The organism is Serratia sp. TSA_7 (assembly GCF_052692135.1).
In genome coordinates this window covers 362,769-388,899 of sequence record NZ_JBQZFU010000001.1, presented here as the reverse complement: position 1 = coordinate 388,899, position 26,131 = coordinate 362,769, and the positions used below count along the sequence as shown (strand labels likewise).

Annotated in this window: 21 protein-coding genes; 19 read left to right on the top strand and 2 right to left on the bottom strand. The window is 44.6% G+C overall.

All coding sequences use genetic code 11. The features are described from left to right. Positions 1–60 precede the first annotated feature (60 nt). Positions 61–1,173 (top strand): iron-sulfur cluster carrier protein ApbC, encoded by a 1,113-nt coding sequence (apbC, locus tag ACUTQW_RS01890; protein ID WP_004942372.1) that lies wholly within the window; start codon positions 61–63, stop codon positions 1,171–1,173. 49 nt (positions 1,174–1,222) lie between these two features. Here the strand turns inward: apbC and ACUTQW_RS01885 are convergent, their stop codons facing one another. Next, a complete protein-coding gene (locus ACUTQW_RS01885; RefSeq protein ID WP_006324401.1) occupies positions 1,223–1,852 on the bottom strand; it encodes a phosphatase PAP2 family protein in 630 nt (209 codons plus the stop codon). Between the two features lie 243 nt (positions 1,853–2,095). On the opposite strand from ACUTQW_RS01885, the gene udk reads away from it, so the two are divergent. The 4 genes from udk to dcuC all read left to right on the top strand — a co-directional run bounded on the left by udk (position 2,096) and on the right by dcuC (position 6,872). After that, positions 2,096–2,737, top strand: coding sequence for a uridine kinase (gene udk / locus ACUTQW_RS01880; protein ID WP_004942376.1), 642 nt, complete (start codon positions 2,096–2,098; stop codon positions 2,735–2,737). 125 nt (positions 2,738–2,862) lie between these two features. After that, positions 2,863–3,444: a dCTP deaminase gene (gene dcd, locus ACUTQW_RS01875; protein WP_004942378.1), complete on the top strand. Its 582-nt coding sequence runs from the start codon at positions 2,863–2,865 to the stop codon at positions 3,442–3,444. A 44-nt stretch (positions 3,445–3,488) separates the two neighbouring features. Beyond that, positions 3,489–5,321, top strand: coding sequence for an outer membrane assembly protein AsmA (asmA, locus tag ACUTQW_RS01870; RefSeq protein ID WP_445654789.1), 1,833 nt, complete (start codon positions 3,489–3,491; stop codon positions 5,319–5,321). A gap of 192 nt (positions 5,322–5,513) precedes the next feature. After that, entirely contained in the window at positions 5,514–6,872 is a 1,359-nt protein-coding gene (gene dcuC / locus ACUTQW_RS01865) for an anaerobic C4-dicarboxylate transporter DcuC (protein ID WP_004942381.1), read from the top strand. A 28-nt stretch (positions 6,873–6,900) separates the two neighbouring features. On the opposite strand, the gene ACUTQW_RS01860 is transcribed toward dcuC, so the two are convergent. Beyond that, the gene (locus ACUTQW_RS01860; RefSeq protein ID WP_062791424.1) at positions 6,901–8,487 is read right to left on the bottom strand and encodes a TerC family protein; all 1,587 of its coding nucleotides are present in this window, start codon (positions 8,485–8,487) and stop codon (positions 6,901–6,903) included. Positions 8,488–9,155: 668 nt separating this feature from the next. On the opposite strand from ACUTQW_RS01860, the gene galU reads away from it, so the two are divergent. The 14 genes from galU (at position 9,156) to ACUTQW_RS01790 (ending at position 26,115) form a co-directional block, all read left to right on the top strand. Next, the gene (gene galU / locus ACUTQW_RS01855; protein WP_064798746.1) at positions 9,156–10,055 is read left to right on the top strand and encodes a UTP--glucose-1-phosphate uridylyltransferase GalU; all 900 of its coding nucleotides are present in this window, start codon (positions 9,156–9,158) and stop codon (positions 10,053–10,055) included. Between the two features lie 40 nt (positions 10,056–10,095). Next, positions 10,096–10,989 (top strand): UTP--glucose-1-phosphate uridylyltransferase, encoded by an 894-nt coding sequence (locus tag ACUTQW_RS01850; protein WP_006324405.1) that lies wholly within the window; start codon positions 10,096–10,098, stop codon positions 10,987–10,989. Between the two features lie 449 nt (positions 10,990–11,438). Further along, the gene (locus ACUTQW_RS01845) at positions 11,439–12,575 is read left to right on the top strand and encodes a polysaccharide export protein (RefSeq protein ID WP_064798747.1); all 1,137 of its coding nucleotides are present in this window, start codon (positions 11,439–11,441) and stop codon (positions 12,573–12,575) included. Positions 12,576–12,584: 9 nt separating this feature from the next. Then, on the top strand, positions 12,585–13,019 hold the full coding sequence (locus ACUTQW_RS01840) for an arsenate reductase/protein-tyrosine-phosphatase family protein (protein WP_064798748.1): 435 nt from the start codon (positions 12,585–12,587) through the stop codon (positions 13,017–13,019). Positions 13,020–13,031: 12 nt separating this feature from the next. Continuing rightward, entirely contained in the window at positions 13,032–15,206 is a 2,175-nt protein-coding gene (wzc, locus tag ACUTQW_RS01835; protein ID WP_064799257.1) for a tyrosine-protein kinase Wzc, read from the top strand. 73 nt (positions 15,207–15,279) lie between these two features. After that, the gene (gene wcaK, locus ACUTQW_RS01830) at positions 15,280–16,548 is read left to right on the top strand and encodes a colanic acid biosynthesis pyruvyl transferase WcaK (RefSeq protein ID WP_445654788.1); all 1,269 of its coding nucleotides are present in this window, start codon (positions 15,280–15,282) and stop codon (positions 16,546–16,548) included. Further along, the gene (locus ACUTQW_RS01825; RefSeq protein ID WP_064798750.1) at positions 16,545–17,774 is read left to right on the top strand and encodes a glycosyltransferase; all 1,230 of its coding nucleotides are present in this window, start codon (positions 16,545–16,547) and stop codon (positions 17,772–17,774) included. The genes wcaK and ACUTQW_RS01825 overlap by 4 nt, the downstream gene beginning before the upstream one ends. Next, a complete protein-coding gene (locus ACUTQW_RS01820; protein ID WP_445654787.1) occupies positions 17,764–19,107 on the top strand; it encodes an oligosaccharide flippase family protein in 1,344 nt (447 codons plus the stop codon). Before ACUTQW_RS01825 ends, ACUTQW_RS01820 begins: the two co-directional genes overlap by 11 nt. Positions 19,108–19,132: 25 nt before the next feature. Next, a complete protein-coding gene (locus ACUTQW_RS01815) occupies positions 19,133–20,254 on the top strand; it encodes a glycosyltransferase family 4 protein (protein WP_445654786.1) in 1,122 nt (373 codons plus the stop codon). 54 nt (positions 20,255–20,308) lie between these two features. Then, positions 20,309–21,373 (top strand): glycosyltransferase family 4 protein, encoded by a 1,065-nt coding sequence (locus tag ACUTQW_RS01810; protein ID WP_445654785.1) that lies wholly within the window; start codon positions 20,309–20,311, stop codon positions 21,371–21,373. A gap of 11 nt (positions 21,374–21,384) precedes the next feature. Further along, entirely contained in the window at positions 21,385–22,482 is a 1,098-nt protein-coding gene (locus tag ACUTQW_RS01805) for a glycosyltransferase (protein ID WP_445654784.1), read from the top strand. Positions 22,483–22,640: 158 nt separating this feature from the next. Continuing rightward, positions 22,641–24,074, top strand: a complete 1,434-nt coding sequence (gene wbaP, locus ACUTQW_RS01800; protein ID WP_445654783.1) for an undecaprenyl-phosphate galactose phosphotransferase WbaP — start codon at positions 22,641–22,643, stop codon at positions 24,072–24,074. A 117-nt stretch (positions 24,075–24,191) separates the two neighbouring features. Then, complete coding sequence (locus tag ACUTQW_RS01795) at positions 24,192–25,502, top strand: hypothetical protein (protein ID WP_145917146.1); 1,311 nt, start codon at positions 24,192–24,194, stop codon at positions 25,500–25,502. Between the two features lie 88 nt (positions 25,503–25,590). Further along, positions 25,591–26,115: an acyltransferase gene (locus ACUTQW_RS01790; protein WP_158513743.1), complete on the top strand. Its 525-nt coding sequence runs from the start codon at positions 25,591–25,593 to the stop codon at positions 26,113–26,115. Positions 26,116–26,131: the final 16 nt, after the last annotated feature.

Sequence of the window (26,131 nt, the reverse complement as noted above, 5' to 3'; positions counted from 1 at the left end):
CGGACCTGCAGTTCTGATATGCTTAGCGGGAAGCTATCCATTCAAAATCAAGGAGCCGGGATGAGCGCAAAATCCCCCGAGCAGACCAACCCCGAAGTTCTGCGTGCCCTGGTGACCGGTGTACTGGCCGCCTTTGAACACCCGACGTTAAAAAACAACCTGACCGCGTTGAAGGCTATTCACCACTGCACGCTGTTGGATCACGTACTGCATATTGAATTGATCATGCCGTTTGCCTGGCAGAGTGCCTTTGAAACGCTGAAAGACCGAGTGAGTGCAGAACTGCTGCGCGTCACCGGGGCAGAGGCGATCGACTGGAAGTTGAAGCATGACATCGCCACGCTGAAACGCGCCAACGATCAGGCCGGCATCAAGGGCGTGCGCAATATCATCGCCATCAGTTCCGGCAAGGGCGGGGTGGGGAAATCCACTACCGCCGTCAACCTGGCACTGGCGCTGGCTGCCGAAGGCGCGAAGGTCGGCATTCTGGACGCCGACATCTACGGCCCGTCGATCCCCAATATGTTGGGCACCGAGCATGAACGGCCAACCTCGCCGGACGGCCAGCATATGGCGCCGATCCTGGCGCACGGTCTGGCGACCAATTCCATTGGTTACCTGGTGACCGACGACAACGCCATGGTGTGGCGCGGCCCGATGGCCAGCAAGGCGCTGATGCAACTGCTGCAGGACACGCTGTGGCCGGATCTGGATTATCTGGTGCTGGATATGCCGCCGGGCACCGGGGATATCCAACTGACGCTGTCGCAGAACATTCCGGTTACCGGTGCGCTGGTGGTGACCACACCGCAGGATATCGCCCTGCTGGACGCGGCCAAAGGCATTGTGATGTTCGAAAAAGTCCATGTGCCTGTGCTCGGTATTGTGGAAAACATGAGCGTGCATATTTGCAGCAACTGCGGTCATCATGAGCCGATTTTCGGCACTGGCGGGGCAGAAAAGTTGGTGAAAAAGTACAACAGCCGCTTGTTGGGGCAACTGCCGTTGCACATCTCGCTGCGCGAAGATTTGGATCGCGGCGCGCCGACGGTAATCAGTCGTCCTGACAGCGAATTTGCGGAACTGTATCGCCAGCTTGCCGGCCGTGTCGCGGCGCAGATGTACTGGCAGGGCGAAGCCATTCCGACGGAAATCTCTTTCCGCGCGTTGTAATCCTCGCAGATTAAAAAGCAAAACCCCGGCGCAGGTCCGGGGTTTTTGTTTATGGCGTGACTCGCAGCCGGTGTAGATCGGCTCGGGTGTAAGGATGGTCGATATGCGCCAAGGCAGTGGCTATGTGTTCCAGCAGACCCTGGGTGGGCGCCGGTTGTCGATGTCCCATCAGAACGATCGGTAAAGCCAGCGCACCGGCGATTTGCCACCAGGAAAGCTGCGGGCGTGCCTTGCTGCTCTGTAACCACAGAAACAGGCTGCTGGCCAGATAGCCTAACGCCAGGCCGCTGATGACTTCCGAAGGCGAATGTACCTGAATGGCTAACCGCGACAAGCCAATCGTCAGAGGCAATACGTAGCCAACGACCAATGCCAGACTGCGCACCGCATGCGAGAAACGACCGCTCAGCGTCCAGAGAAATACCGGCCAGATACTGGCAGCCAGCGCCGAGTGGCCACTAAACCCTGTAAAATCATAACGTTCTATACCGATACCCCAGCCCATAAAGGCCAGTTTGGATGCGCATACCAAGCCGCCGGCACAGCCGAAGATCAGTGCCCATTGCCAGCCTGCTGTTCGGGTGGCGCGCGGAGCGATTAATGCGACAAAAAGAATCAACGCGCAGGGCAGCAGCAGCATGCTGTCGCCAAAAAATGTCAGAAAATACCAGTCCAGCACGTCAGTCTCCGGTGAAATACATCATCCCATCAGCAGGATAATGAACAAGCTACGGAGTTTACCCTGCCACATCGGATTACCCTAGGCGCAATAATCTTAAAACCTTAAGGCCGATTTTGGCGAAATAACCCGAGATAGCGGCCCCGCTGCGACAATATAGGGTGGCGCAATGCCGGCTAACTCCCTATAATTGTCGCGTTTTAGTTCCCTCCCTCACACTTCGAAATCAGGTCTTTAAATTTTATGACTGACAAGCCGCATCAGTGCGTCATTATTGGTATAGCTGGCGCATCTGCCTCCGGAAAAAGCCTTATTGCCAGCACGTTATATCGTGAACTTCGCGATCAGGTTGGCGATGAACATATCGGCGTTATTCCTGAAGACAGTTACTACAAAGACCAGACGCACCTGACCATGGAAGAACGGGTCAAGACTAACTACGATCACCCGAGCGCCATGGATCACAACCTGCTGTTCCAGCATCTGCAAATGCTGAAATCAGGCAAGGCGATAGAGTTGCCGCTGTACAGTTACACCGAACATACGCGCAAGAAAGAGACTATCCACCTCGAGCCGAAAAAGGTGATTATTCTGGAGGGGATCCTGTTGCTGACGGATATCCGCCTGCGCCAGGAAATGAACTTTTCGATCTTTGTCGATACGCCGCTGGATATTTGCCTGATGCGCCGCATGAAGCGTGACGTCAATGAGCGTGGACGTTCTATGGATTCGGTCATGGCGCAATATCAGAAAACCGTTCGTCCGATGTTCCTGCAGTTTATTGAACCTTCCAAGCAATATGCCGACATTATCGTTCCGCGCGGCGGCAAAAACCGCATTGCGATCGACATTCTAAAAGCTAAAATCAGCCAATTCTTTGAATAATGCCGTTCATGGCCGGGAAACCTGTGTTTCCGGCCGTCGGGCAAGTATTTACGCCGTGGCGTAGACCTTTTGTCCGTTGTGTGGCAATTTTTGTTTTAGTGACACGCCTTGATGGAGATAAAGAAATGAGACTGTGCGACCGTGATATAGAAGCCTGGCTGGATAGTGAAAAACTGGTGATTTCACCGCGTCCGCCGATTGAGCGTATTAACGGGGCTACAGTGGATGTCCGTTTAGGCAATCAGTTTCGCGTGTTTCGCGGCCATACTGCCGCGTTTATCGATCTCAGCGGACCAAAAGACGAAGTCAGCGCGGCGCTGGACCGCGTGATGAGTGACGAGATAGTGCTGCCGGAAGGCGAAGCCTTCTTCCTGCACCCGGGCGAACTGGCGCTGGCGGTCACGCTTGAGTCGGTCACGTTGCCCAGCGATCTTGTGGGCTGGCTTGATGGCCGTTCCTCATTGGCGCGTCTGGGGCTGATGGTTCACGTGACCGCGCACCGTATCGATCCCGGCTGGCAGGGGCGGATTGTTCTGGAGTTCTATAATTCAGGTAAGTTGCCGCTGGCGTTGCGTCCGGGCATGTTGATTGGCGCTCTAAGCTTTGAACCGCTTTCCGGGCCGGCGGCGCGTCCTTACAACAGCCGGCAGGATGCAAAATACCGCGATCAGCAGGGTGCAGTGGCCAGTCGAATCGACAAGGACTAACAGCGCTTGAAGCACTGTCGGTGTGGCGTTGACAAGAGGATGGCATGAGAAGATTACTGACGACTTTGGTGATTTTACTGGTTGTGCTGGTGGCGGGAATGTCCGCGCTGGTGCTGTTGGTTAATCCGAATGATTTTCGCGCCTATATGGTCACGAAGGTCGAACAAAAGAGCGGTTATCATCTGACGCTGGACGGCGAGCTTCGCTGGCATATCTGGCCGCAGCTCAGCATTCTGGCCGGGCGCATGACGTTGACTGCACCCGGAGCCAAAGCGCCGGTGGTGAGCGCGGATAACATGCGCCTTGATGTCAAACTCTTGCCGTTGTTGTCGCATCAGTTGTTTGTGAAACAGGTGATGCTGAAAAATGCCGTCATTCGCCTGACACCCGAGAGTGAAGAGCAAAATCAACCGAACGCACCTATCGCACCTGCGGGCGATACCGAAGAGACCCTGGATACCCCGTGGAAATTTGATATCGATAATCTGCGGATTGTGGACAGCCTGCTGATTTGGCAGCGCGCCAATAACGAGCAGATTAACGTTCGCGATATTAACCTCGTCCTGCAGCAAAATGCCAATCGTCATGCGCAAATGGAGCTTTCCAGCCGGGTTAACCGCGACCAGCGCGATCTGACTTTCAGCATGGCGGCAGATATCGATCTGCAGCAATACCCGCGCCGTATCGCGGCCACGGTCACTCAGTTCAATTATCAACTGGAAGGTGCTGACATTCTGGGTGGCGGCATTAAAGGTGATGGCAGCGCCCAGGTGGCGTATCAACAAACACCGCAGCAAATTGCCCTAAGCCAATTGATTCTGAGCGCCAATGACAGTCAGTTCTCTGGCAGTGGCAGCGTGAGATTCGGCGAGGTGCCGGTTTATGCAATGAATCTGACATCGACGGCCCTGAATTTGGATGCGCTTTCCGGCTGGCAATCCAGCTCGGGCACGCAACAAGCCGTGAGTGTGACTGCGGCGCCGGTGATAGCTAACCAAGCGGAAGATCCGCAACAAAATCTGGAAGTGTTGCGAGACTTTACTGCGCAGCTTAATTTGAACGTTGACCAACTGACCTATCGTGGCATGAACATTGCCCATTTGGCGCTGCAAGCGGATAACCAACAGGGCTTGCTGACGGTGCATACGCTCTCCGGTCAATTGGCTGGGGGGGACTTTGCGTTACCGGGTTCGCTGGATGCGCGTGGCGGCAGGCCGGTGATCGCCGTGCAACCGGTGTTGAAGCAGGTTGAGCTGGGTGCCGTTCTTAAGGCGTTCGACATGCCGCAGGTGTTGACCGGCAAATTCAGCATGCAAGGGGATTTAACGGGTGATCGCCTGACTTCGCAGTCGTTTGAACACCGGTGGAAGGGATCCGCCCAGTTAGCGATGCAGGACGCGCAACTGCATGGACTGAATATTCAGCAGTTGATCCAGCAGGCGGTGGCGCGTAACGACAGCAGCGTGCGCGGGCAGGATAATTACCAGCGCTTTACCGAAGTGAAACAGCTTTCGGCGAAAGCCAACCTGAGCGGCGGTACGGTAAACATCAGTGAACTGAGTGCGGACTCCCCGCTGTTGAATCTGAGCGGTGGCGGTACGGTGAATATGCCGGGTAAACAGTGCGATATGGTGCTTAACGTGCGGGTGACTGGCGGCTGGCAAGGGCGCGGCGAACTGATCGAGCAACTGCAAAAAACGCCAATTCCACTGCGGGTTTATGGCCCTTGGCAACAGCTTAACTACCAATTGCAGGTTGATCAGATATTACGTAAAACGCTGCAAAAACGGGCCAAGGATGCGCTGAACAAATGGGCCGAAAAAAACAAAGATTCGCGTGAAGGCCAGGATCTTAAAAAGCTGCTCGATAAGCTTTAGCCCCTGGTAAGATGCGGGCCGGTCAGCGGCCCGCGCCTTCTTTGATCCCCGCAGAGCATTTGCCGTTCCCAATAATTTCCTCCCGTAACTTTGATAGAAATCATGACAACTTCTGCTGTGTTTGTGCAGAGTATTGGGCAGTTATGCGACTTCTGGGCTTCAGCACGGTTAAAAACAACAAATTGAGGGAATATGATAGAACTTCTTATTGGTGCAGCCGTTGCGGCTGCCGTTGGTCGCTATATTATCAAGGGCTACTCCGCTACCGGGGTGTTGATGGTTGGCGGCCTGCTGTTGCTGGCTATAAGCGCCGTAATGGGGAAAAACCTGCTGCCTGCCGGCGCCGCGTCTACGGGATGGCGCACCACCGACATCATCGAATACGTTAAAATTCTGCTGATGAGCCGCGGTGGCGATCTTGGCATGATGATCATGATGTTGTGCGGATTTGCGGCTTATATGACACACATTGGCGCCAACGATGTGGTGGTAAAGCTGGCTTCCCGTCCGCTCCAGATGATCAATTCCCCGTATCTTTTGATGGTCGCGGCCTATTTCGTCGCCTGCCTGATGTCTCTGGCGGTCTCTTCCGCCACCGGCCTGGGCGTATTGCTGATGGCTACACTGTTCCCATTGATGGTTAACGTCGGTATTAGTCGTGGTGCTGCGGCAGCGATTTGCGCTTCGCCCGCGGCGATTATTCTGGCGCCGACGTCCGGTGACGTGGTGCTGGCCGCCAAGGCGGCGGAAATGCCTTTGGTGGACTTCGCTTTTAAAACCACCTTACCTATTTCGATTGCGGCAATTGTTTGTATGGCGATTGCGCATTTCTTTTGGCAACGCTATCTCGACAAGAAAAATAACGAACAGCACCACATTATGGATGTGAGTGAAATTACCACGCATGCTCCGGGTTTCTACGCGGTTTTGCCGTTCACGCCGATCCTGGGCGTGCTGGTTTTTGACGGTAAATGGGGGCCGGAGTTGCATATCATCACGGTGCTGGTTGGCTGTATGTTGCTGGCGGCGGTGATTGAATTCCTGCGTAGTTTCAGCGCCAAACAGGTGTTTACCGGCCTGGAAGTCGCGTATCGCGGTATGGCGGACGCTTTTGCCAGCGTGGTGATGCTGTTGGTGGCCGCCGGCGTATTCGCTCAGGGGTTGAGCACCCTCGGCTTTATCAGTGGGTTAATCAGTCTGGCGCAGTCTTTCGGTACCGGCGGCATTATCATGATGTTGGTACTGGTGGTGATTACCATGCTGGCGGCAATGACCACCGGCTCGGGGAATGCGCCGTTCTATGCTTTTGTGGAGCTGATCCCCAAATTGGCTGCGCAGATGGGCGTCAATCCGGCCTATCTGGTGATCCCGATGTTGCAGGCTTCAAACCTGGGGCGCACTTTGTCGCCGGTTTCCGGTGTGGTGGTGGCGGTATCAGGCATGGCGAAAATCTCGCCGTTCGACGTGGTGAAACGGACTTCGGTGCCGGTGATTGTCGGGTTGATCGTGGTGATTGTGGCAACCGAACTGCTGGTGCCTCAGCATCTATAAAGGTAGCCGGGCATCGCCCGGCACCGATTTATACCTCGTAGTCTGGCTCCGGTACCGACAGCGGGGTGATCCTCACTTTCAAAATACGGTGGCTACTGACTTCCAGCGGTTCAAACAGGTAGTCACCGATCTGCAATTGCTCACCTTCCTGGGGGATGCGCTGGCTGTGTTCCATCAGCAAGCCGGCTATCGTGTGGTATTCGCGCTTATCCTCCAGCTGCAGAGGCAGATAAAGCACCAGGTCTTCCAGCGGCATATGGCCATTGGCGGTCCAACTGCCATCTTCGTTTTGCTGAATGTCGTGCCGTGCATCAACGTCCTCGCCCGCTTCCGGTAGGTTACCGGCGATGGTTTCCATCACGTCTGTCAGGGTAACGACCCCCTCGACCGAACCGAATTCATCGACGACAAAAGCGAAATGCGTCTGCGCCTGTCTGAACTGTTCCAGTGCGCTTAGCAGCGTTAATTGCTCCGGGAAAATCAACGGTTGACGCACCAGCGCACGTAAATCGAGCGGTACCTGAGTCAACTGCTGTTTCAGGACATCAATGGTATGAATGACGCCAAGCGGTTCATCGCTGGCGCTGTTTTCGACCACCACAATGCGCGTATGCTGGTTTTTTTCCAGCAACTGGGTCAGCTTTTCCTGCGGATCATTCAGCTCGAGGTATTCCACGTCATGGCGAGAGGTCATGATGCTGCTTACGGTACGCTGTGCCATGCCCAGCACACGTTCTATCATGTGCCGTTCCTGTTGGTTGAATATCTCCCCGCTTTCGCTCGCGCTGTCGGCCAGCAGGTTGGCAGAGTGGCTGTCCACCTCCGCTTCTTCATGTTTGCCGCTCAGCATACGGAGCACCGCTTCTGCGGTTCGTTCACGCAGTGGCCGTACCTTTGACAGAAAACGACGACGGTTAAACTGAGACAGCTGGTTTAAGGCTTCAATCATTACGGAGAAGCCTATCGCTGCGTACAGATAGCCCTTGGGAATATGGTAGCCGAACCCTTCCGCAACCAGGCTGAAGCCGATCATCAGCAGGAAACTCAGACACAGAATGACGATAGTCGGATGGGCGTTGACGAATCGCGTCAGCGGCTTGCTGGCCAGCAGCATCAGCCCGATAGCGATACAGACCGCAATCATCATTACTGCCAGATGATCAACCATGCCGACGGCGGTGATCACCGAATCGAGAGAGAAGACGGCGTCCAATACCACGATTTGCGCCACCACGGGCCAGAAGCGGGCGCCTTTGCGCGGCCCTTGCTGCTCATCATCCTTGCCTTCCAGCCGCTCGTTCAGCTCCATGGTGGCCTTGAACAGCAAGAATATACCACCGACCAGCATAATGAGATCGCGGCCGCTGAAGGGGTGCTCCGCGACCACAAACAGCGGTTTGGTCAGCGTCGCCAGCCAGGAAATAGAGGCGAGCAGTGCCAGACGCATCAGCAAGGCCAGCAACAGACCCACGACGCGAGCTTTATCTCTTTGTTGTTTTGGTAGTTTTTCCGCCAGAATGGCGATAAAGATAAGGTTGTCTATACCCAGAACGATTTCCAGCACGACCAAAGTGGCCAGGCCGGCCCAAATTGTTGGATCTGCGATCCATTCCATACGCCCAATTTCACCTGTAAGTTCGACGGCTTATGCCGTAAGGGAATGATGGGTGTTGGGCGGGGAAAATTCAACTTTAAAACTGTGCTGGTTCTGCGATGGAATTGTTGCATGCCGAGTTTAAGCCGGAACAATGCATAAAAAATCATCGGTCGGATAGCCAGGGAGGAGGTTGATAGTGGTGATTAGGAAGAAGGGGGCCAAAACGTTGGAGAGATTCTTGTGACTAAGTTGTAGACATAAAAACATCATAATTATAATTTTTTTAAAATCAAATCGTTGCATTGGTTTTTGGCTGCTACACTCAGTTCAATTATGTGCCCTTAGTAGTCTTATTCTGAAAAGGATAGCCAACAGGCATCTTAGGCTTGTATCAACAAAGTAATAGTATAAGAATCTTAGGCGCATAAACATTTACAAGTATCATTGTTTAGTTATAAGGGTGTAATTTTTTTGTTCTTATGTGACCTGATTATCACTTAATGATGGGTACAGATGTTGGTCTTGCTGCAAACAGTGACTGGCAGACAGGAAAATTAATAACAGTGTATTGGTAGCTGAAAGCCAAGGGCGGTAGCGTGTCTAAACCATCTCCGCTCCGTGCTTCGTAACTCTCTTAGGCAAGGTGGTTCGGCTACGTTATAGTTATTTGATTGTGGATAAAAAACATGCAAAAGAGATTGAAGGCTGTGATTCCCGTGGCGGGCCTGGGAACCCGTATGTTGCCGGCAACAAAAGCAATTCCTAAAGAAATGCTGCCTGTGGTCGATAAACCACTGATTCAGTACATTGTGAATGAATGCGTAGCTGCCGGGATCAAAGATATCGTGCTGGTCACTCATTCGTCCAAAAATGCAATTGAAAACCACTTCGACACCTCTTTTGAACTTGAGGCTGTATTGGAATCGCGTGTCAAACGCCAACTGCTGGAAGAAATACAGACTATCTGCCCGGCAGATGTGACAGTCATGCAAGTCCGTCAGGGCCAGGCGAAAGGGCTGGGGCATGCGGTACTTTGCGCCAAGCCAATGGTTGGCGATGAGCCTTTTATCGTGTTATTGCCGGACGTATTGCTGGATGACTCTACCGCCGATCTGCGTAAAGAGAACCTGGCCAAAATGATTCAGCGTTTTGCTGATACCGGCTTCAGCCAGATCATGGTGGAACCGGTACCGGAACAAGACGTGTCGAAATACGGTGTTGTAGATTGCGGCGGTGCTGCGCTGGCAGCAGGTGAAAGCACACCAATGACTGCTGTGGTTGAAAAACCGACAAGAGAGGAAGCCCCTTCCAATCTGGCGGTAGTTGGCCGTTATGTGTTGTCTGCGGATATCTGGCCTTTGCTGGAAAAAACCTTGCCGGGGGCCGGTGATGAAATTCAGCTCACTGATGCGATTGCCGCCCTTATGGGGCAGGAAACCGTAGAAGCTTTCCATATGAGCGGCAAATCGCACGACTGCGGCGATAAGTTGGGCTATATGAAAGCGTTCGTACAATATGGCCTGCGTCATGCTTCGGAAGGTGAAGGTTTTACCCAATGGCTGAAGCAGACATTGAACAGTAAATAAGTTTTGCGGCTTAAACGCGATCACAAGAAAGAGGATTACCATGACCAAGTTGAAAGCTGTCATTCCTGTTGCCGGCCTGGGTATGCGCATGTTGCCTGCAACCAAGGCTATTCCCAAAGAGATGTTACCGATCGTTGATAAGCCGTTGATTCAATACATTGTCAATGAGTGCGTGGCTGCCGGGATTAAAGAAATCATTCTGGTGACTCATTCCTCCAAGAATGCGATCGAAAACCATTTTGATACCTCTTTTGAGTTGGAAGCGATGCTTGAGGCGCGTGTAAAACGCCAACTGCTGGATGAGGTTCAGTCGATTACGCCTAAAGGCGTGACGTTGATGCACATCCGTCAGGGGCAACCTAAGGGCCTGGGCCATGCGGTGCTGTGCGCCAAACCTTTGGTTGGTGACTCACCGTTTGTCGTGCTGTTGCCGGATGTACTGCTTGACGACGCAAAGGCTGATCTTAAGAAAGATAACCTGCCGCACATGATTGCTCGCTTCGAACAGTCTGGGCTGAGCCAGGTGCTGGTGCAGGCGGCTGATGAGCATGTGCTGCACGATTACTCGGTCGTTGAATGCGAGACCAACAGTTTGCAACCCGGTGAAAGTTCCCGCATGACCTCGATTATAGAAAAACCGGGTCGTGACGTTCAGTTTAAATCCAATTATTCGGCGGTAGGGCGCTATGTCTTGTCTGCCGATATCTGGCCGTTATTGGAAAAGACCGAACCCGGTGCCTGGGGCCGCATTCAATTGACAGATGCCATTGCAGAGTTACTGAAAAGTAAACCTGTAGAAGCGATGGAACTGGTAGGTGAATCCTTCAACTGCGGAGAAAAAATGGGTTATCTGCGGGCATTTGTGACCTACGGCCTGCGTCACCCAACTCAAGGCAAGGCTTTCCGCGAATGGGCAGAAAAGCTGGCGTTTTGAACGATCTCAATTCTCTTGGGCTGCAGGCGTAAAAAGGCTATATTTCATTACGCTGGCAGCCTCCATTCTGGAAAAATGTTTTTATATTAGTATCGGGTGGCTTGTGGAATAATGCGGCAATCAGGTTACTGGTTGTAGTAACTGCACAAGAGGGCAACATTTCTGTGAACATCCACCACTGTGACTCAATTGATTATAATAGTCATTTATAATGTGGCTTTATCGACAACAGAGTCATACTTTTACAATAAGCCATACTAACTCTTTTAACTTCAACAGTGGCTTAACAGTTCGACATTTCAGCTATCTGTGAAGGGTGCCCGTCTTGGTGAAGATACCTAACTCCAGGTAAGTAACAATGCAGTTTGGTAAGGTTACAAATACGCAGCCAAGGTGGGCTGGCTTGGTAGCTTTGCGGATACATTTACTTTGAAAGTGATGATAACTCGATGGCAAAACGACAATTGAAAATGATATCGGTATTGGTATCAATCAGTATAATCAGTGGCTGTACGGTTCTCCCAGGTCAACATTTAAGTACCTCGGGAAAAAATACAGTAAAACAGGAGGATAGCAATTTCGACATTGACGATCTTGTGAACGTCTATCCTGTTACCCCAAAATTAATCCAAAAACTGCGCCCTGCCAAGGTAGTTGCACAGCCCAATACTCTGTTGGAAGCTTCTCTGCGTAGTTATGAGTATCGGATTGGCGTAGGTGATGTCTTAAACGTTACTGTCTGGGATCACCCTGAGTTGACCACACCTGCCGGGCAATACCGTAGCGCCAGCGACACGGGCAACTGGGTGCAATCGGATGGCACGATTTTCTATCCTTACATTGGCAAGGTAAAGGTTACCGGGAAGACGGCAAGTCAGGTTCGTACCGAAATATCGAATCGATTGGCACAGTATATTGAAAGCCCACAAGTTGACGTCAATATTGCCGCTTTTCGCTCTCAAAAAACATACATTACCGGCGAAGTTAAAACGTCAGGTCAGCAACCTATCACTAACGTTCCTCTCACGGTACTTGACGCGATCAACGCAGCTGGTGGTCTGAGTGATAATGCAGACTGGCGAAATATCGTCTTAACGCATAATGGCAAAGAGCAGCGTTTATCGTTGCAAAAGCTGATGCAAAATGGCGATCTTACACAAAACCAGCTGTTATATCCTGGTGACATTCTTTATGTACCGCGTAACGACGATCTGAAAGTTTTCGTTATGGGTGAAGTAAAAGCGCCGGCCACGCTGAAGATGGACAGAAGCGGCATGACGCTGACCGAAGCGCTGGGAAATACTGAAGGGATTAGCCAAACTGCGGCAGATGCTACAGGGGTGTTCGTTATTCGCCCTCTACACGGCACGCAGGGGAATAAGTTAGCTGACATATACCAACTTAATATGGCAGATGCTACTGCCATGGTTATGGGAGCAGAATTCCAACTGCAACCCTATGACGTTGTTTACGTAACAGCGGCACCTATCGTGCGTTGGAACCGTTTGATCAGCCAGTTGGCGCCGACAATTTCCAGCTTCAATGACCTCACCGAAGGCACACTGCGTATTCGTAACTGGCCATAGGAATGAACGATGTTTGATTCAATATTGGTTGTTTGCGTAGGGAATATTTGTCGCTCTCCTACGGGGGAACGTTTGCTACAACGGTCTGTGCCCAACAAGCGGATCGATTCAGCGGGCATTAGTGCCCTTGTCGGAAGATCGGCGGATGAGACTGCAATCGTTGTAGCGAATGAACATAACTTGTCTTTAGAAGGGCATGTAGGCAAGCAATTAACCAAAGAGATGTGCCGAGATTACTCACTTATCTTGGTTATGGAAAAGGGGCACATTGATGCAGTTTGTCGATTAGCCCCGGAAGTGAGAGGGAAAACGATGCTGTTTGGTCACTGGCTTGATCAAAGAGAGATTCCTGACCCATACCGAAAAAGTGCTGAGGCATTTGAATTTGTATATCGCTTGCTTGCTGATTCAGCTCAGAAGTGGGCACAAGCATTAAATCGCTAAACAGAGATGACAATGACTGAAAAAACTAGAGCTGTCTCTACTGCCAGCAAGGAAAATGAAGAGATTGACTTGGGGCGGCTGGTAGGAACGTTAATTGACCATCGCTGGTTAATTATAGGAATTACTGCCTTATTTGCCGTAATGGGTATTATTTACAGTCTGTTCGCAACGCCAATTTACCAGGCTGATGCAACCGTACAAGTTGAGCAAAATGAAGGTAACTCGCTTGTAAATAATATTTCACAAATGCTACCCAATTCGCAACCCGCATCATCAACTGAAATTGAGTTGATCACTTCAAGAATGATTGCTGGGAAAACGGTGCAAGATCTGAATCTTGATACTGTAGTAAATCAAAAATATTTCCCTATGTTTGGCCGTGGTTGGGCCCGTTTAACTGGCGAGGTCCCAGGTCAAATTGCAGTATCTCGTGTGAATATTCCTGAGAGCATGGCGGAAAAGCCATTAGAACTTACCGTCATTGATAAAAACAATTATTCTGTTGAATTTGATGGAGTAGAAATAATTAAAGGGAAGGCTGGCGTTTATGCAACAGGAAATGGAGTTTCTCTTCTTGTTAGCGAAGTCGTCGCCAAGCCAGGAACAGTATTTGAGGTTAGCAAATTATCTAAACTTGCAGCTACACTGCAGTTACTTGATGAACTGACAGTTGAAGATAAAGGTAAAGATACTGGAGTACTATCTCTTAGCCTTATGGGAGATGATCCTGTACGAATTAAAAAAATAATTGATAGCATCAGCAACAATTATCTCGTACAAAACGTAGAGCGTAAATCGGAAGAAGCCGCTAAAAGCCTGGCGTTCTTGAAAGATCAATTGCCGTTGGTAAGAGATTCGTTGAATACGGCGGAAGATAAACTTAATAGTTTCCGTCAAGCTAATGATTCTGTAGACCTTTCTCTTGAAGCCAAATCGGTATTGGACACTATTGTTGGTGTTGAGGCTCAACTCAACGAATTGACGTTCAAAGAAGCAGAAATATCGAAGTTGTATACCAAAGAGCATCCTGCTTACCGTGCATTGCTTGAGAAAAGAATAACGCTTCAACAAGAAAAAGATAAGTTAGACAAGCGCGTAAGCAAAATGCCCCAAACGCAGCAGGAAATTTTACGCCTGACCCGCGATGTTGATGCTGGTAAAGAGATTTACATGCAGTTGCTGAATAAGCAACAAGAGCTGTCGATCACAAAAGCAAGCACCGTAGGAAACGTACGGATTATCGATCCAGCAGTAACACAACCGAACCCGGTGAAACCTAAGAAAAGTTTAATCGTAGTCATTGTTACTTTACTGGGAGGAGCAATTGCAGTCGTTATCGTTCTTGTTAAGAACATGTTGCATCGCGGTATTGAAAGTCCTGACCAATTGGAGGAACAGGGGATCAATGTGTATGCAAGTATTCCGCTTTCTGAATGGCAGCAGAAGAAGGATATAGAAACTATTCTTCGTAACAACAAGAAAAGTAATACTCGCTCTAAAACTCTTCTTGCTGTAGGTAATCCGGCAGATCTTGCGATTGAGGCAGTTAGAAGCCTTCGTACGAGTCTGCATTTTGCCATGTTGGAATCGAAGAATAATGTTCTGATGATTTGCGGCGCTAGCCCTAATATTGGTAAAACATTTGTTAGTATTAACTTAGCAGCAGTGATTGCCCAGGCAGGACAACGTGTTTTGGTTATCGATGCTGATATGAGGAAAGGCTATTCCCATACGCTTCTCAATACTAACTGGCAAAATGGACTCTCTGATATATTGTCGCAACAGGTATCGAAAGAAGCAGCAGTAAGAAAAACAGAAATTGAGAATTTAGATTTTATACCACGTGGTACTATTCCACCTAATCCCTCAGAGTTGTTGATGGGTTCTCGCTTTAATGAACTTATTGAGTGGGCAGAGAAAAATTACGATATTGTAATGATTGATACACCACCAATTCTGGCTGTTACCGACGCCGCGATCATCGGGCACAATGCAGGTACTAGCTTAATGATAGCTAGATTTTCGGTTAATACGGTCAAAGAAATGGAGATTAGTATTCGTCGTTTTAACCAGAACGGAATTGATATTAAAGGTGTAATACTCAACGCTGTCGAGAAACGCGCGAGTAGTTATTACGGTGATTATGGATACTATCAGTACGATTACCGCTCGAATGAGAAGTCATAATATATAATTTAACATCTAATTAAGCAGCACCGGTTACGGTGTTGCTATTTTTTCGAAATATCCAGAGGGTAATATGAAGCTTTTACTTGTGGGAAACCATACGTGCGGAAATCGTGGAGATGGTGCTATATTGAGGGGGTTGATCGAGTCGATAGAAGTAATTGATCCAGCGATCGAAGTTACTGCCATAAGTCGTTACTCTGTGAGCTCGTCCTATCTGTTAGGAAGAAAAGTCGAAGATGATGTGCTTTATCGTTATCATTTTAAGAAAAATGGTGGATTTAAAGGTAGAGTTATTAAGGCATTAATAAATCGCTATTTACCTGCCCTATTAGTATCACGAATTAATAATGGCTTGCTAGCTAAAATACTCAAAATCCCAGTTGAATTTGACGACTATATACAAAAATTAGAAACATATGATGCTGTTATACAAGTCGGTGGATCATTTTTCGTTGATCTCTACGGTAAAAATCAATTTGAACATTCACTTTGTGCAATTCTTGCAAAGAAACCAATCTATATGATCGGGCACAGTGTTGGGCCGTTTGAAAGAAAAAATTTTAATGAAATTGCCAATTTGGTATTTTCAAAAGTAAAAATGTTGGCTCTTAGGGAAGAAATCAGTAAAGATCTAATGCTTAAAAGCGGTATCACTACGGAAAAAGTGATCAGTGGTGTTGATACGGCGTGGTTGGTTAATAATTGTGTGAGGCCCTCTAATTATGCTCTGGAGCATTGGAGCCGTGTTATTAATGAGCGTGCGAGTGTTGCGATTACAATGCGAGAGTTGGCACCCTTTGACCAGCGCCTCGGGGTGACCCAAGTTGAATATGAAATAGCAATAGGGTCTTTGATCGATAATTTGATCTCACAAGGTTTTAATGTGTTGGCAGTGTCCACATGCACAGGTATAGATAGCTATCATAAAGACGACAGAATGATTGCGATTCAGGTTGGAAATCGTCTGACTAATAAAGATAACTATCATGTTGTCATGGATGAATTTAATGATGTTGAATTAGGTAGCATTTTAAGCCAATGCCAACTAACAATTGGTACTCGTTTACACTCTGCAATTATCTCGATGAACTTTGGAACACCAGCCGTAGCTATTAATTATGAGCATAAATCGGCCGGTATTATGAAACAATTAGGCCTACCTGAACTTTCATCAGATGTCGCTACGTTAATCGATGGTTCGCTCATTTCGAAAGTGAATGCGATACTCGAAAACATTGCAGCAGTAAATGAGAAAGTACATGCCGCAATAAATAATGAGCGCGTAAAAGGTATGGTAATAATGAAAGATATAATAAAAGAAGTGGAGAGAAAAAATTGAAAGTTACATTTTTCTTGAGTCACTTCCCAAATTATTCAGAAACATTTGTTATACAGCAAATAGTGGCCTTTATAGATAAAGGTGTTGATGTAAGCATAATTTCCATATGGCCAGGCGATACAGAAAAAAAACACGAAATTGTAGAGAAGTATAATTTGCAAGAAAAAGTACGTTATCTTTTGCCCTCAGAGTCTAAAAGTAGTTGGAAGAAGATATCGGCGCGTTTGTTAAAGGTCGTTAGTGGAAATAAAAGTCGTGCGTTATTTAATTCATTTAATCAGCGAAAATATGGTAAGCACTCTGCCAATTTATTGTTGCCTGCAATTATTGCAAAAAATCCTGGTGTAATTAAATCTGATATGTTTGTTGCACACTTTGGTACGGTTGGAGTGATTGCGAATAAATTGAGGGGGTTGGGTTTTTTGCAAGGAAAGATTGCAACAATTTTTCACGGACTAGATGTTTCCCATAAAAAAACACTCTCTGATTTTAAAAGTGATTATGAAGTGCTTTTTGATGAGGGGGATTTAATTTTGCCTATTAGTAATTTGTGGGCAGATAAAATAGAAAGCATGGGCTGCGATAAAGATAAAATCTATGTGTCGAGGATGGGGATAGACATTTCGAGATTTTCTTATAAAGAAAAAACAAAACACACTGGGAAAATAAAAATTATCAGTGTCGCTAGGTTAACTGAGAAAAAAGGGCTTGAATATGCAATCAAGGCATGTTCGATTTTCAATACCGGTAAAGTCGACTTCGAATATTGTATTGTAGGTACTGGTCCACTACACGATAATTTAAAAGAGCTTATTGTACAACTCGGATTAGAAAGCAAAGTCAAACTTTTGGGTTTTGTGTCGCAAGAAAACATAAAAGTTATGCTTTCAGAGTCCGATGTTTTCCTGCTACCTTCAGTTACTGCGGCAGATGGAGATATGGAGGGAATACCGGTTGCGTTGATGGAGGCCATGTCAGTTGGTCTACCGGTAATCTCCACTAAGCATAGCGGCATTCCAGAGTTGATTAAAAATGATCTATCTGGCTGGTTGGCAGATGAAAGAAGTGCTGAGCAATTGGCTGAGTTACTACATTTAGTATTAGAATTAATGGCAAAGAATGAAATTACGGCAGTAACACAGGCCGCAAGAATAACGATCGTCGAAAAATTTAACCAAGATAAACTTAATACTGAGCTGTTAGAGTTAATAAAAAATGAAGTCTGACAATAGTGTAAAAAAACAAGCGGTATGGTTGTTTGCTGGGACCATATTTGCCGCGGTGGTACAGCTGGCTCAGCTAGGGGTAATCGCGCGTTCGTTTGACACTAGAGAACTGGGAATACTGGCCATCATTAATGCAGTTTTAATGGTTGCGATGGTTCTCCAGGATATGGGGATGAGTAGTTACCTTGTTCATCGACAAGCGATAACGAAACGTGAACAAAGCACTATTTTTTGGGTAAACGTATTTTTTGGACTGGCTACAGGCGTTTTTATATTGCTATTAGCATATCCACTCTCTGTATTTTATAATATGCCAGAGTTGGTATATCTTTTTGGGCTGATCAGCCTAAACTTCTTTATTCTTGGCGCCATGTCACAATATCAGGCCCATTTTGTAAAAAATAAGTTATTGATTTTTTTGGCTCGAATAGAGATGTTTGCCAAGTTTATCTCTTTCCTTGTCACCGTCGCGTTGATCTACTTTGCTAAACTTACTGTTTCTGCCGTAATAATTGGTCAGTTTTTAAATGCTTTTTTAAGGCTTTTATTAATGCTGATTATAGGAGAGCGCTCTTGGCACCCGACATTTGCTTTCTGTAAAACTACGTTCAAAAGTGCTTTGCACTATGGTAGTTATCAACTCGGCTCACAAACTATCAACCAACTGAGAACCCAAGCTGATACTTTTATTATTGGTAAATTTTTAGGCGCAGAATTTTTGGGTATATATTCTTTAGCCAAAGAATTGATATTACAACCATTAAAATTAATTACTCCTGTTATCAACCGGTTGACACTACCACGCTTTGCTGAGAAACAACATTCCGGACAAGAATTAAAAGAATTGTTCCTTAAATCTGTAACTATTATTGTTAATTACAGTGCCGTGATTTATATACTTATTGGTCTCTGTGCCTATATAGGTGTGCGAGTATTGTATGGCTCTGGACATGAAAATGTTGCTGAGCTTATACCATATATGTTGTTACTCGGTATTTTACGTCCAATGGGGGGGCTTACTGGAGCTATTTCACAAGCGAATGGTACGACAAAAAAAGAGTTCATGTGGAATATTTGGGCTGGTATCATCGTTATTATTATTGTTTTCGCCTCCCTGCTTGGCTCAAGCCTTAGTTTAGTCGCTATGTCGTTATCAATTGCACAAGTAGTGATGAGTATCGCAGTTTATCCTCTTTTTGTTCGTCCTGTTGTCGGCGTGACGTTTAAGGAGTATATGACTTCCTGGGGTGGTTCGGCGCTACTTTCTTTGATTATTGTACTCTGCATAAATTACTTTAATTTTAGCGAGTGGTTATACAAAGTAATTTTATAAGGTATGTGATTATATTATGAGAATTATGATCGTAAACACGCTTTACTATCCTTATCAAATTGGAGGGGCAGAGGTTTCTGTTCAATTATTAGCGGAAGAGCTGGTACGTAAAGGGCATCAGGTAAGAGTGGTTTGCATACATAAAGAAAATAATAAGAAGATTGCTAATATAAATGATGTAGAAGTAGTTTATCTTCCTCTAAAAAATATTTATTGGCCATTTGATGATAGTCGCAAGAGTAAAATACAGCGTCTGATGTGGCATATTATAGATAGCTACAATATCCTAATGGCTAAATTAATTTCGAAAGAAATTGATGATTTTAACCCTGATGTGGTTCATACAAACAACATTGCTGGTTTTTCAGTTGCTATTTGGTCAGTTATTAAAAAGAAAAAAAAGAAACTGGTTCACACGACTCGAGATTATTACCTTTTTCACCCGAACTCCATAATGTTCTCAAGTGATAGAAATATGGATCCTTCTGAGAAAAGTGTTAAAGTTTGGTCGTTTGGAAAGAAATTAGCCAGTAAGAATGTTGATATATATATTGGTATCAGTGATTTCATTCGGAAGTTTCATTCTGAAAATGGATTTTTTTCTAATGCTACTCTTGATTATATTTATAATGCTGTTGAAAAACCAGAAATCAACGAAATTGAATCAGAAGTTCTACGGTTTGGTTTTATTGGAAGATTGACAAAAGACAAAGGTTTCGATACCTATTGCCAACTTGTCGACAAGTTTAAAGAAAAATACCCTAACGCGAGTTTTTATGCGGCGGGTCGTTTTGTTATGTCTGAAGAAGGTAAAGAGTTAGAATCTCTTGCAAATCAAAAAGGAATAAAACTGCTTGGTTTTATACCGTCAAGTCAGTTTCTTTCTCAGATTGATGTGGTTGTTCTCCCGATAAAATGGCGAGAGCCTTTCGGGCGTGTTGTTTTAGAGTCTGTTTTGGCAAAAAAAATTGTTTTGACTAATGCAGTTGGTGGGATATCAGAACTTGAGACATTATTTCCAACAATATATTTCATGGAGAATTTGGATACAGTAAATCTCTCTGAAAAAAATGTCGAAGTAAGGAATAGCGAAATGTTCAACTGTGATGAAGTTACGAATAAGTATATTGAAATATATAGAGCGTAATCATTACTAAATTTCTTTTAGTACTTTTTAGAATTAAACTTTAAAGGATGACGGATGTTATTTGTTAATGCACGATATTTGACTCAAGAACTTACGGGTGTTCAGCGGTTTGCAGAACAAATATCCCTGTCATTGAATGATATTCGCGACGATATTATTTTTTTGTCCCCACCAGGGATTTTAAGAAAAGATGTCGCCGAGCAACTTCAAGTCAAAGAGATTGGTAGTAAAAGTGGACATCAATGGGAACAGATTGAATTACCTAGATTTTTAAAAAATAATGATTCTGGATTATTACTCAATTTAGGTAGTACTGCACCTGTATTTTATAATAATCAAATAGTTACTCATCATGATGTTACCTATAAACGCTACCCAGAAAGTTTCTCAAAAAAATTCAGGTTGTTTTATGGATTTCTTATCCCAATGATGCTGAAGCATAGTAAAAAGCTGCTTACTGTTAGCGAGTTTTCGAAAAAAGAAATCAATAATGTATATGGTTACCCTATAGATAAAATAGAAATAATTTATAATGCTGTAAGTGATGAGTTTAAAAGAACAGTGCGTTCAGATGAAAATAAACCTTACTTTCTGGCTGTGTCATCACCCAATTTCCATAAAAATTTTCATGGTATGTTGAAAGCATTTGAATTGCTAGGTGATAAATATAATATTTCTCTAAAAATTATTGGTAAAACAGCCACTAGCTTTTCCAAACAAGATTTTTCTTCATTAATAAATAAAACTGAAAAAATAGAATTTATGGGAAGAGTTGATGACAAAGATATGATCAAGTTATATCAAAATGCACTGGCTTTTGTCTTTCCCTCTTTCTACGAAGGCTTTGGCATCCCACCTTTAGAGGCCCAATCTTGTGGTTGCCCTGTAATATCCTCTAATATGGCTTCTATGCCCGAAGTTCTGCGAGATAGTGCCCTTTATTTTGATCCGTATAATGAACAAGATATTGCATCGGCAATGGAAAAAATAATCCTAGATGAAAAATTACGATCAGAATTGATTAGTAGGGGGGATGCTAATATCAAACGATTTTCTTGGAGCGACTCAGCCTTGAAAATTAGCCAAATCGTAGACGAAATATTGGCCCATAAAAAATGACAGGTATGCAAATGAAGATTCTCCATGCTGCAGAGACGATAAAGGGTGGCGTTGCAACGGTAATGAGGCAGCTTGTCGAAGATCAATTAGTACCTAATAAGAGAAATAATGTACTTTGCATTATTCCTCAGGATCAGCGCCAAGAGTTAAAAAATATTGGGAACGAATATTTAATTCCTTATAGCAGGAAAGGGCGTGGATTGTCTTCTTTTCTGAGTTTTTTCTTCCTTTTCTTAAGAGTCGTTCTTAAAGAAAACCCAGAAATAGTGCATTTGCACAGCACTTTTGCAGGATTTATGGGACGGGTCGCTTTAATTTTATTGAGGCCAATACGGCGCCCAAAAGTAGTGTATTGCCCACATGCATTTGCATTCCTCATGCAATCATCACGTAAAAAACAGATAATCTATTCGTGGATAGAAAAAATCTTGTCAAGATATACAGATGCTATTATCTGTGTTAGCGAATATGAAAAGGAAAAAGCCATAGAGGCTGGGCTTCCTTCAGAAAAACTGAGGGTCGTTCATAATGGTGTCGCAAAACAAGATTCGAAAATTGTCCCATTAAATCCTTATCGTCATGACGTTTTCAACGTGCTGTTTGTTGGGCGGTTTGATTTTCAGAAAGGGTTTGATGTACTTGCTGAAGTTATGCGATCGCTAGAGAATCAACCGTTTCATCTTACCGCGGTGGGAGGGGCAGTACATAATGAGAGTTTTGAAGTTGGAAGCCTACCACAAACTACATTCACTGGTTGGTTAGATTCTGATGCTCTTGCTCCCTATTTTACGCATGCAGATGTTTTGGTCATGCCAAGTCGTTGGGAAGGGTTTGGAATGGTGCCTTTAGAGGCTATGAGTTATGGGTTACCTGTTATGGCTACTAATTGCACTTCCTTACCAGAGGTCGTGAAAGATAATAGAAATGGTTATTTGTTTGAGATGGGGAACTCATCAGAAATTGTGGAGCGTTTAATTAATACGCCTAGGGAGAAATGGAAAACTATGGGAATGGAAGCCAAAGTAATATTCTTACAGAATTTCACAGCTGATAAAATGATTTCTAACACATCTCGCATCTATAAAGAATTGTTAGATGACAATACTTGAACTTCAATTTTTATGTTAATTCGACATATTGCGAGCTAAGCTTTAACAGTCCGAAGGGTTAATAGATAGTCAAATGATATTGAAATCGCTTGATTGTTCTAACTCTACGATTTGATATTTATTTTATTGTCATATTAAATAATGGCATGGAAAAATCGATGAAAAGAAATAGTGGCCTATTCCAAGGCATAATAAGTAAATTGTCACTTGCCCTTTCAGATTTGATATTTTTTAATTTGTCAATTTATCTGGCATATTTTATTATATATAAAATTTTTGGCGATTTAGGTGATTTCATCCCAGAAGATCAAATATTTACGAGGGCTATAGCCCAACTGGTATTATCAGCCGTCTGTGTTATATGGTTCTGGACAAGGCTGAGGCACTATACTTACAGAAAGCCATTCTGGTTTGAACTGAAAGAAGTCATCCGTACATTGGTGATTTTTGCAGTATTGGATCTCGCACTAGTTGCTTTCTCTAAATGGAATTTCTCACGCTATGTTTGGATGTTTTCATGGGGACTGATTATCTTCCTTATTCCTATGGGGCGCGCGCTCACAAAAAGGATACTAAATAATTTTAATCTGTGGAAAAAACAAACTGTTATTATTGGCTCGGGGAAAAATGCTTTTGAGGCCTATGCTGCTTTACAAAGCGAGGAGGTATTAGGTTTTGCTGTGTCAGCATTTGTATGTACAGATAAACCGTGTGAAGACAGTTACTTCAACATTCCAGTGATTAATAGCGAAGAAAAATTATGGGGTTTTGTTGATACTGAGAATACACAGTTTATCGTTGCATTAGAATTTGAGCAACATACATTGAGAGATTGGTGGTTAAAAAATCTTGCGAAGCATAATTGTCGATCAGTATCTGTTATTCCAACATTGCGCGGAGTCCCGCTTTATGGGACCGATATGTCATTCATTTTTAGCCACGAAGTAATGATACTTCGTGTTAGCAATAATTTGGCTAAAAGATCATCGAGAATTATTAAACGCACTTTTGATATTGTCGGTTCTTTGTTTATTATGATTGCCCTCTCACCAGTGTTGGCTCTTCTGGCCTATAAAGTTTCTCGTGATGGCGGAAAGCCTATTTATGGCCATGAACGTATTGGACATGAAGGTAAAAAATTCAAATGTTTAAAGTTCCGTTCAATGGTATTGAATTCACAAGAAGTATTGAAAGAAGTCCTTGCACGTGACCCTGTTGCTCGTGAGGAATGGAATAAAGACTTTAAGTTGAAAAATGATCCGCGGATAACAAAGATTGGAGCATTTATTCGTAAAACCAGCCTCGATGAATTACCTCAACTATGGAACGTTTTTATCGGTGAAATGAGCCTGGTTGGACCACGTCCCGTGATTGAAGATGAACTTGAGCGTTATGCGGGAGATGTAGACTACTATTTAATGGCTAAACCAGGTATGACAGGCCTCTGGCAAGTATCAGGAAGAAACGATATAGACTATGATACTCGCGTTTATTTTGATGCTTGGTATGTTAAAAACTGGGCATTATGGAATGATATCGCTATTCTTTTCAAAACAATCGGTGTTGTCCTTAAACGTGATGGCGCATATTGATACTGTAGTCGGTACAGAGGAGTAACATCCTCTGTATAAAATTATTAAAGTTGATTAGCTGAATAGTAGTTGTTTAATTTTTGGTTTTTGTACATATGACAGTGATGAGTGACAAATATGACTTTAACTCTTTTTGGAATTGTTTGGTGTTCTTTGGCACTGCTTTTTATATTTTTTCCACCTAAGTATCTCTATGTGTTGATGCTGACATCCTGTGTCTTTCAGGCTGCCTCTGTTTTCTCATTCGGTAGCCTCTGGATTACACCGTTCTTTTTTACTCAGATCTTATTCTTGATAAAATTGAGTCCCTATGTACTCGCTAATGGGCTAAGCATAAATATAAGCAAAGTAACTTTTCTATTCATCGTGCTTGTCATGTTTTCAATTTTAATTACAATGTCTGCTCCTTCTCTTTTCTCTGGAACCCGTGTCGTCTCATCTGCATTTAGCTTTGAGATAAATTATGCGACAAATGGAAAGCCACTTCGTTTCTCGATGTCAAATATATCACAGATTTGTCTTTTTATTATAAATGTGACCACGCTGCTTGTAACTTATCGGTTTGCACCCAAAATAATAAACTTTAATCAGTTATATATATCGTATTATTTAAGTATTTTTATTTTCGCTTTCTTCTCTCTTTGGTGGTTAGTAAGTAAGGAAACTCTTCCTGTTGATTTCCTGTATTCTAATGGTGGATATTCTATTACAGCCCTGGCTGAAAATCGTTTGGCAAGTACTTACTCAGAACCTTCATCTGCTGGGGCTTTTATTGCATCATCCTTAGCTCCTCTGCTTTTCGCACGAAGAAAGTTCGGTATACTTGTCCTTGGGGTAGGCATGCTTTTCTTGTTGACACTTAATAGGTCATCAACTGCGATTTTAACTGCTACTACTTCGTTCTTGTTATTCTTTGTTTTGCGCGGCACTAACTCTCAACGTGTTTTAATTTCTTTATGTTTATTAGTAATTATATCGTCAATAGTATTTATTCTCTTCGGTGATACGTTGATTTCCTTATATGACCAGAAAATGACTTCGGACTCAGGAATGATCCGCAGTTGGAGTAACTATTTGTCATTGTCTGCCCTATATGATAGCTATTTCATGGGATTAGGTTTAGGTAGTAATCGTGCCTCTTCGCTTTTACTTACAATATTGACTAATTTGGGTGTTGTTGGTTTTATTTTGTTTGCAGTTGTTGTTTATTTCCTAACAAAACCTTTGTTCAAAAATAGAAGTGAACCTAACGCTCTTTTCTTTTTGACGCTCTTTTTAGGCTTCATCTTAGGCGCATTTTTCTCTGTTCCTGATATATCATCTCCTTCTTTATGGATGTTCTTAATCTACGTTGCATCAGTTTCTTCATTAATTTCTGGGACCGATAAAAATGATATCCGAGTTGAACAAACTAAGAGTGCTATGTAAAAAATCAGAATGCAATTTTTTATATGTCTTGGCTAGATCTCTTTTTTATCGATTGCTAGGTCTACGAAATTTATTTTCAGCAAATAAAGTGTATATCAAAGGGCGAGATAACTTTATTTTAGATGACGGTTTGCTGTTCCTTGGTCTGAGAAATGTGGGGCACGTTAGTAATAAAACACCGAGTTACTTTAACGTTCGCGGTAAATTAACTTGTCGCGGTTCATTATCCTTTGGTCGAGGATGTCGAGTTGATATAAACAAAGATGCTACCTTTATTTGTCAAGGTGGGTATATCGGCCCTGATAATACCTTTATTATTTACAATGGTATCTATATTGGAAAGGGATGTAATATATCCTGGGGTTGTCAATTTCTTGATGATGACTTCCATCAGCTAACTTACGAGAATAAAAAAGAAAGAAGTAAAAAAATTAATATTGGCGATTATGTTTGGATTGGTTGCAATGTCTCTGTTTTGAAAGGTACAAATATTGCCTCTGGCTGTGTCGTTGCAGCTAACTCTGTTGTCAGTGGTGATTTTTTAGAAGAGAATTGTCTTATTGCCGGTAATCCTGCAAAGGTTGTTAAAAGAAATATCTCTTGGGAGCTCTAGTGTTCTTAATTTTTTC

Excerpts from the sequence above, each read along its gene's own strand:
- wzc (WP_064799257.1), top strand. The coding sequence starts at position 13,032 with ATGACTGAAAAAACTAGAGCTGTCTCTACTGCCAGCAAGGAAAATGAA.
- dcuC (WP_004942381.1), top strand. The coding sequence starts at position 5,514 with ATGATAGAACTTCTTATTGGTGCAGCCGTTGCGGCTGCCGTTGGTCGC.
- apbC (WP_004942372.1), top strand. The coding sequence starts at position 61 with ATGAGCGCAAAATCCCCCGAGCAGACCAACCCCGAAGTTCTGCGTGCC.
- galU (WP_064798746.1), top strand. The coding sequence starts at position 9,156 with ATGCAAAAGAGATTGAAGGCTGTGATTCCCGTGGCGGGCCTGGGAACC.
- ACUTQW_RS01845 (WP_064798747.1), top strand. The coding sequence starts at position 11,439 with ATGGCAAAACGACAATTGAAAATGATATCGGTATTGGTATCAATCAGT.
- asmA (WP_445654789.1), top strand. The coding sequence starts at position 3,489 with ATGAGAAGATTACTGACGACTTTGGTGATTTTACTGGTTGTGCTGGTG.
- ACUTQW_RS01815 (WP_445654786.1), top strand. The coding sequence starts at position 19,133 with ATGATCGTAAACACGCTTTACTATCCTTATCAAATTGGAGGGGCAGAG.
- ACUTQW_RS01795 (WP_145917146.1), top strand. The coding sequence starts at position 24,192 with ATGACTTTAACTCTTTTTGGAATTGTTTGGTGTTCTTTGGCACTGCTT.
- ACUTQW_RS01810 (WP_445654785.1), top strand. The coding sequence starts at position 20,309 with ATGTTATTTGTTAATGCACGATATTTGACTCAAGAACTTACGGGTGTT.
- ACUTQW_RS01860 (WP_062791424.1), bottom strand. The coding sequence starts at position 8,487 with ATGGAATGGATCGCAGATCCAACAATTTGGGCCGGCCTGGCCACTTTG.
- ACUTQW_RS01850 (WP_006324405.1), top strand. The coding sequence starts at position 10,096 with ATGACCAAGTTGAAAGCTGTCATTCCTGTTGCCGGCCTGGGTATGCGC.
- udk (WP_004942376.1), top strand. The coding sequence starts at position 2,096 with ATGACTGACAAGCCGCATCAGTGCGTCATTATTGGTATAGCTGGCGCA.
- ACUTQW_RS01840 (WP_064798748.1), top strand. The coding sequence starts at position 12,585 with ATGTTTGATTCAATATTGGTTGTTTGCGTAGGGAATATTTGTCGCTCT.
- wbaP (WP_445654783.1), top strand. The coding sequence starts at position 22,641 with ATGAAAAGAAATAGTGGCCTATTCCAAGGCATAATAAGTAAATTGTCA.
- ACUTQW_RS01820 (WP_445654787.1), top strand. The coding sequence starts at position 17,764 with ATGAAGTCTGACAATAGTGTAAAAAAACAAGCGGTATGGTTGTTTGCT.
- ACUTQW_RS01805 (WP_445654784.1), top strand. The coding sequence starts at position 21,385 with ATGAAGATTCTCCATGCTGCAGAGACGATAAAGGGTGGCGTTGCAACG.
- dcd (WP_004942378.1), top strand. The coding sequence starts at position 2,863 with ATGAGACTGTGCGACCGTGATATAGAAGCCTGGCTGGATAGTGAAAAA.
- wcaK (WP_445654788.1), top strand. The coding sequence starts at position 15,280 with ATGAAGCTTTTACTTGTGGGAAACCATACGTGCGGAAATCGTGGAGAT.